The sequence below is a fragment of the Thermodesulfobacteriota bacterium genome, assembly GCA_040756475.1.
Taxonomy (GTDB): Bacteria; Desulfobacterota; Deferrisomatia; order Deferrisomatales; family JACRMM01; genus JBFLZB01.
Genome location: JBFLZB010000266.1, coordinates 1 through 4,777, shown reverse-complemented (window position 1 = coordinate 4,777; position 4,777 = coordinate 1). Strand labels below are relative to the sequence as shown.

At 72.3% G+C, this 4,777-nt stretch carries 3 protein-coding genes; all 3 read left to right on the top strand.

Annotation, left to right across the window (positions count from 1 at the left end; genetic code table 11):
• Positions 1-276 precede the first annotated feature (276 nt).
• The 3 genes from AB1578_22095 to AB1578_22085 all read left to right on the top strand — a co-directional run bounded on the left by AB1578_22095 (position 277) and on the right by AB1578_22085 (position 4,670).
• A complete protein-coding gene (locus tag AB1578_22095; protein MEW6490590.1) occupies positions 277-3,087 on the top strand; it encodes a bifunctional transaldolase/phosoglucose isomerase in 2,811 nt (936 codons plus the stop codon).
• A gap of 149 nt (positions 3,088-3,236) precedes the next feature.
• On the top strand, positions 3,237-3,605 hold the full coding sequence (locus AB1578_22090; protein ID MEW6490589.1) for a hypothetical protein: 369 nt from the start codon (positions 3,237-3,239) through the stop codon (positions 3,603-3,605).
• 453 nt (positions 3,606-4,058) lie between these two features.
• Positions 4,059-4,670, top strand: a complete 612-nt coding sequence (locus AB1578_22085) for a transposase (protein ID MEW6490588.1) — start codon at positions 4,059-4,061, stop codon at positions 4,668-4,670.
• The last annotated feature ends 107 nt before the right edge of the window (positions 4,671-4,777 follow it).

The window sequence follows — 4,777 nt, the reverse complement described above, 5'->3', positions numbered from 1 at the left end:
TCCGATCCGTGTGGGTTCGCGTAGCGGCTGAGAACCCGGGAATACGGCCGTGTTACCCGTAGGGGCGCACAGCGTGCGCCCGCCCTCGGGCCCACCCCGAACCCTCCGGGCGCTCGCTTGTGCGCGCCCAGGCTCCGGGGTTCGCTCCCTAGCCGTAGGACCCACCGAGGCCGGGCTCAAACTTGATGCGGTATCGAAGAGTTTAGGTCCTCAAGGATCTCTCGTAGGGGCATCCCTTACCCGATATTCGGGCGCCCGGCGCCCGGGAGGAATTCCGTGACCAAGCTCCACGAGCTGGCCGCACTGGGCCAGGCGGTCTGGTTCGACTACATCCGCCGCTCCTTCCTGGAGGCCGGCGAGCTCAAGGCCCTGGTGGACCATGGGGTGCGGGGTGTGACCTCGAACCCGTCCATCTTCGAGAAAGCCATCGCCGGAAGCGCCGACTACGACGCCGACCTGGCGCGCCTCGTGCGACAGCACCTCTCGGTGGAGGAGCTCTACGAGCACCTGGCCATCGACGACATCCGGCGCGCCGCCAAGGTGCTGCGCCGGGTGTACGACGAGACCGACGGCGTCGACGGGTACGTGAGCCTCGAGGTGAGCCCCGCCCTGGCCCACGACACCGAGGCAACAGTGGCGGAAGCGCGCCGCCTGTTCGGCACCCTGGCGCTGCCCAACGCCATGATCAAGGTCCCGGCCACGGCCGCGGGCATCCCCGCCGTGCGCACCCTCATCGGCGAGGGCGTCAACGTCAACGTGACCTTGATCTTCTCGGTGGCCCAGTACGAGGCCGTGGCCGAGGCCTACCTGTCGGGCCTGGAGCGCCTGGCCTCCACCGGCGCCCACCTGGCCCGGGTGGCGTCGGTGGCGTCGTTCTTCGTGAGCCGCCTCGACACGGCCCTCGACCCGGAGCTCGAGGCGCGGGGGCGCCCCGAGCTCTGCGGGAAGGCCGCCGTGGACAACGCCCGGTGCGCCTATGCCCGGTTCACCGAGCTCTTCCAGGGCCCCCGCTGGGAGGCCCTGGCCGCCCGGGGCGCCCGGGTCCAGCGCCCCCTGTGGGCCAGCACCGGCACCAAGAACCCGGCCTACCCCGACACCCTCTATGTGGACGAGCTCGTGGGGCCCCACACGGTGAACACGGTGCCCCCCGCGACCCTCCAGGCCTTTTTGGAGCACGGGCGGGTGGCGCGCACCGTCGACCGCGAGGTGGGGGCCTCCCGCGCCCGCCTCGCCCAGCTTCGGGAACTCGGCATCGACCTCGGGGCCGTGACCGACCGCCTCCTCGCCGAAGGGGTGGCCGCGTTCGCCGCGTCCTTCGACGCCCTCCTCCAGAGCGTCGAGCAAAAGCGCGGGCGGCTCGGGGCGCCCAGGGAGGCAGCCTCGTTTCGCCTCGGCCCCTACCGGGGGGCCGTGGAACGGGCCTGGGAGGACCTGCGGCGCGCGCGGGTGATGCACCGCATCTGGGACCACGACCACACGGTGTGGAAGCCCGATCCCACGGAGATCGCCAATCGGCTCGGGTGGCTGCGGGCCCCCCAGGAGATGCGGGGCGCCACCGCCCCCTTTCGGGACTTCGCCCGCGCCGTCGCGGCCGAGGGGCTCACCCACGCCCTGGTCCTGGGCATGGGGGGGTCGAGCCTGGCCCCCGAGGTGTACCGCAAGACCTTCGGGGTCGCCCCGGGCCATCTGGACCTTGCCGTGTGCGACTCCACCGACCCGGACGCCGTGCTGAGCATCGCCGAGACCCTGGACCCGAGGAAGACGCTCTTCCTCGTCTCCACCAAGTCGGGGGGCACGGTGGAGACCCTCTCCCTCTTCCGCTTCTTCTACGAGCGCGCGGCCCGGGCCCTGGGGCGAGACCGGGCGGGCGCCCAATTCACCGCCGTCACCGACCCCGGGAGCTCCCTGGCGGACCTGGCCCGGGCCCACGGCTTTCGCCACATCTTCCTCAGCGACCCGGACGTGGGCGGCCGGTACGCGGCCCTCATCCCCTTCGGCCTCGTCCCCGCTGCCCTCGTGGGGGCCGACGTGGAGCTGCTCCTGGAGCGCGCCCTCACCGCCGCCGCCAACGCCGCAGCGTGCAACTGCCCCGTGCAGGGCGACAACCAGGCCGCCCGCCTGGGCGCGGCCCTGGGGGAGCTCGCCCTGGCGGGCCGGAACAAGCTCACCTTCTTCTTCTCCCCCGCGGTGTCGAGCTTCGGAGACTGGGTGGAGCAGCTGGTGGCCGAGAGCACCGGCAAGGAGGGCCGGGGCATCCTTCCCGTGGTGGGGGAGCCCCCGGCGTCCCCGGAGGCGTACGGGCCGGACCGGGTCTTCGTGCACCTGCGCCTGGAAGGGGACGAGACCCACGACCGCGCCGTGGCGGCCCTGGAGAGGGCCGGCCACCCGGTGATCCGCCTCGCGCTCCGCGATCTGTACGACCTGGGGGCCCAGTTCTTCCTCTGGGAGATGGCCACCGCCGTGGCCGGGTGGCGCCTGGGGGTGGCGCCCTTCGACCAGCCCGACGTGGAGGCGACCAAGGTGCGGGCCCGGGAGCTCGTGGCGGCCTACCGGGCCCAGGGGCGCCTGCCCGAGACCGAGCCGTCGCTGTGCTCCCGGGAGGTGCGTGTGTACGGGGAGTCCCGGGGCGAGACCCCGGCCGCGGCGCTTGCCGCCTTCGTGGACGGAGCCGGGCCGGGCGCCTACGTGGCCTTCCAGGCCTACCTGCCCCCTTCCCCTGGGATGGACCAGGCCCTGGGCGGACTGCGCCGGTCGGTGCGAGACCGCACCCGCCTGGCCACCACCCTGGGGTACGGACCCCGCTACCTCCACTCCACCGGTCAGCTCCACAAGGGGGACGGGGGCGCCGGCCTCTTCGTGCAGCTCACCACCGACCCCGCCCGGGACGCAGTCATCCCCGACGGCCCGGACGGCCCGAAAGGGCCGGGCGAGGAGGGCGCCCCCCTGAGCTTCGGCGTGCTGGAGGCCGCCCAGGCGCTTGGAGACCGGCAAGCCCTGCTGGACCGAGGCCGCAAGGTCCTGCGCCTCCACCTGGGCCGGGACCCGCAGTCGGCCCTGCACGCCCTGGCGGCGGCCCTGGCACCGTAAGGGCGACGCACGCGTCGCCCTTACGGTGCCCGAGACGAAGGTTCGGTTTCGATCCGTGTGGGCTGGCGCAGCCCTGCCTCTTGCGAGGGTCGGCCCGGCCCCCTACACTGCGGGAACCGGTCAGGGCCCGATGGGGAGGGAGGCGGCGCATGGAAATGACGGACGCCTTCAAGAGGATGCTCCACGAGTCGGTGCTGCCGGAGCTCGGGGCGATCCGGGCGGAGAACGCCGAGATCAAGTCCATCCTCCAGCTCACCAACAAGCGCATCGACGACATCCAGGCGCAGCTGGTCGACCAGAGCCGCCGCATCGACGAGACCAACAAGCGGATCGACGAGACCAACAAGCGAATGGATCAGCTTCACAGCGACCTGCTGCGGCGCATGGACGAGACCAACCGCTCCATCGCCCGGCTCTACGAGGTCATCGTGCGCCGCGACGAGTACCAGCTGATCCTCGAGCGCGTGGGGCGGCTGGAACGGGGCCTCGAGGACCTGCGCGCCCGCGTGGCGGCCTGACGGGCCGCCCCGCCAGCCCCTGCGGCCGAGCGCCGCCTCGCCGACCTCAACCTCGAAAGCTCATCCTCTGGCACCACGACCTTTGGCGGGCACGTGCCGCCGAGCGGCACCGGTGCGAGCTCTTCCTGCGCGAACTCGCGGACTGGTACCGCTCGCCCCCGGAGGAGCGCAACCGAAGGTTCCGATGGGGGTTGACCGCCACGATCTTGGAGGAGTCTCGCGATCCCCTGGAAGCGGTGGAGAAGTACCTGGCGGGGCTGGAGGAGACTTGACCCCAGCCCGCAAAACGCGCGGGCGCACGCAGTGCGCCCCTACATCGGCCGCCAGAATCACCCCCGTAGGGGCGCACAGACGTGCGCCCACCTCGGGGCAACGACAACCCCAAGGGGGCGTTCCCGGTCCGCCCAACGCGCGGGCGCACGCAGTGCGCCCCTACGCCGCAGGAGGGAAATCGTGGCGAACGACCTTCCGCACCGGCGCTCGTCGCGCCTGCCGAGCTTCGACTACGCCCAGGCCGGCGCCTATTTCGTCACCGTGTGCACCGCCGGCCGACGGCTCGTCTTCGGGACGGTGGCCGGCCCCACGGTGGACCTCAACGGCGTGGGCCGCATTATCGAGGAGGAGTGGAAGCGCACGGCGGTGCTGCGACCCGGCGTGGAACTGGACGCCTTCGTGGTGATGCCCAATCACCTGCACGCGGTGGTGCTCCTGCCCTGTGGAGGCTCCGCGTCCGCGGCTGACCGCCTGCGTTTCCAGCGTTCGCCGCGGACCCTCGGGTCTCTGGTGGCCGGCTTCAAAGCGGCGGCAACCGCCCGAGTCAACGCGCTGCGCGGCACGCCCGGAGCCAGCGTGTGGCAGCGCGGATACTTCGAGCACGTCGTCCGGGATGACGCGGCCCTCGACCGCATCCGCACCTACATCTCCGACAACCCCCTGCAGTGGTCCCTGGACCGCGAGAATCCAGATCTCCGGGGAAGAGACGCGTTCCACGAGTGGCTGGCCAAGGAAGGTCGGCGCGAGCTCCCTGGGAGAAGGCCCCACCCCCCGCCGGGATTACCCCCGTAGGGGCGCACAGAGGTGCGCCCGCCTCGGACGGACCACCATCCCACGAGGAACGCCGGCAGGCCCAACGGGCGGGCGCACGCAGTGCGCCCCTACGCCGGGGGCCAGGG

Excerpts from the sequence above, each read along its gene's own strand:
- AB1578_22090 (MEW6490589.1), top strand. The coding sequence starts at position 3,237 with ATGGAAATGACGGACGCCTTCAAGAGGATGCTCCACGAGTCGGTGCTG.